This is a genomic window from Vibrio sp. OPT46, from assembly GCF_015163535.1.
Taxonomy (GTDB): domain Bacteria; phylum Pseudomonadota; class Gammaproteobacteria; order Enterobacterales; family Vibrionaceae; genus Vibrio; species Vibrio alginolyticus.
In genome coordinates this window covers 1-2,255 of sequence record NZ_JADDYG010000249.1, presented here as the reverse complement: position 1 = coordinate 2,255, position 2,255 = coordinate 1, and the positions used below count along the sequence as shown (strand labels likewise).

2 protein-coding genes are annotated in these 2,255 nt (G+C 39.9%); both read left to right on the top strand.

The window, feature by feature from the left end:
• On the top strand, positions 1-658 hold a 658-nt coding region (locus IQR33_RS11005), incomplete at its 5' end, for a hypothetical protein (RefSeq protein ID WP_193843698.1).
• An 11-nt stretch (positions 659-669) separates the two neighbouring features.
• On the top strand, positions 670-2,142 hold the full coding sequence (locus tag IQR33_RS11000; protein ID WP_054574987.1) for a S8 family peptidase: 1,473 nt from the start codon (positions 670-672) through the stop codon (positions 2,140-2,142).
• Positions 2,143-2,255: the final 113 nt, after the last annotated feature.

Genomic DNA, 2,255 nt, shown 5'->3' with positions numbered 1-2,255 from the left:
TGAATATGAAAAAAATATTCATTGGTCTGTAAATAAATCGAATTTAATTCTTTCAGCAGATGAATTACTTAAGTCTTCAGGTGATTTGAGCCTCACACTGACACTTGAAGATGGCAGCGAGCAAATATCTACGAACTTTAGCCTTGATATTGTTAACACAAGTCTTAATGAGCGTCTTGAAGTCGCTTCAACGTACATCGATAACAGTGAAGAGATTAAGCAGTTTTCGGAGCTAAAATCACTCCAACATGCTTATGAAAAGGTTTTTTTATTGATGGGTCATGGTCAGCTCCCATTTACACCCGAATTTGATGAGCAGGTATACCTGGACAAACTAAACGACATCAAGTTGGCAGTAAGCAAGGTGCATAATGGTGGTATAGAGACTCTACTTGTTAATCCATTATCAAGTTTTGAATCTGAACTAAACGCAAGCGCTAAACAATACATAGATCATCTGAACAAGATTGCCGCAAAAGAGAATAGCCTGAGTGTACTCCCAGCAGTGGATTTCAATGCCTCTTCGACAGGCTATTCATTCTTTAAAGGCAATGTGAACTACGGTCAGTTTACTGAACTGTCAGTTTTCAAGTTCAACCCTGAATTTCAGTTTGTTGAAAATTTAACTGACCCTACTTACGGCAATTGCAGCATTTAAGGACAAATAGAATGAACAAAATCACCCTATCTCTACTAATTAGCGCTGCAGTTTTTAACGGTTATGCTCATGCGAATATTGCAGAACCTATCTTATTTAAAGGAGTCGATCCTTTAGCGATGTCAGACTCAACTGGTTACCACCAGTCACAGTTAAATACCTATTGGGCAGACCAAGACATACTTAAAGGGGCGAATAGTATTTCTAAGGCCAGAGATACTGCAAAAACCAATAACGTGACACGTGTGGGTGTTATAGATGGAGGCTTTTTAAATACTCCAGAGCTTCCTTTTGTTGATGGATATAGTTTTATCGGAACTGAAGGTTACACAGCAAATTTTGACACACCGATATCTGACCGTGGTGAACACTGCGATATAGGTCATGGCAATATGGTTGCATCACTAATTGGTGCCAACCCTCAAGGGGATGGCGTAAAAGGTGTAGCTGATGTTGAATTGGTTGCAGCTCGAGCACTGAAATGTAGTGAAGCAAAAGTTGAAGACTTAACTGCTGCAATCAAGTGGCTGAGTGGACAAGAGGTTCCTGGTGTACCGCTAATTTCAGAGCCAGTTGATGTTATAAATATGTCGTTAACGTTGCGGAACACAATGTGTGGTGGTGACGTTCAAGACGCGATTCGAGTAGCGCAAGATAAGGGGATTACTTTTGTGGCAGCGCAAGGGAATCGAGGCGTTAATTATGAAACAGGCTTACCAAAAGATTGTCCCGGTGTGATCGGAGTAGGCTCAAACCAATTAGATGGATATAAGTCTGGGTTTTCTAACTTTGATGTTAACGTAGACATTGTTGCTTATGGTGACCGCCTCTCATTGCCGACAATCGTTGATTCGAATAATGATGGAGCTTTGGACTACACCGAAACGGCTGGAACGAGTCTTTCGACACCTCTAGTAACGGGCACAATTGCACTAATGCTCAACGAAAATCCCGATTTAACTCCTACAGAAATCATTACCATTCTTAAACAATCGACAGGCAAACCAATGGTCGGTGAAGCGGGAAGTGGTTTTCTTAATTATTCTTGTGACAATGGATATTGCGGCTATGGTGTTTTGAATGCATATGAGGCAATGCTTCAAATGAGAAAGTTGTCAGAGGAAGGGGTAGCGTTAAAAAGTCCACTAGCTGGTGAGTGTGATGTAGAGTTTTACTTAGATACTCTCGGTGGTTCTATTGATGTTTGTTCAATGGGGGAGTTTAAGTTAAATGATCATGTCACTAGCGATAACACCAAAATAGAAGTTTATAAAGTTTCAAGCCTTGATTCATTAGATGTGGCAGGTGCTGAATTAGTTACAGACACTACAAATGGAAAACTTATGCTTCCAAATGTGGGTAATGAGCTCTTTGCCTACCGTATGTGTGAAAAGAACTTCGTTGATGAGTACCATTGCTTTAGCGATGAATTAACGCCACTAACGGTTTCTAATCTCGAAAAACCTCACCAATGTAATCTCTAGAAACTGAAATATAACTAATTGATAAACCCTGGATATTTTCCGGGGTTTATTATATATGATAGTTGACTGCTTTTTGTTTTGCTGTCACAATATACCATATTAAAACAGCTTTG

Excerpts from the sequence above, each read along its gene's own strand:
- IQR33_RS11000 (WP_054574987.1), top strand. The coding sequence starts at position 670 with ATGAACAAAATCACCCTATCTCTACTAATTAGCGCTGCAGTTTTTAAC.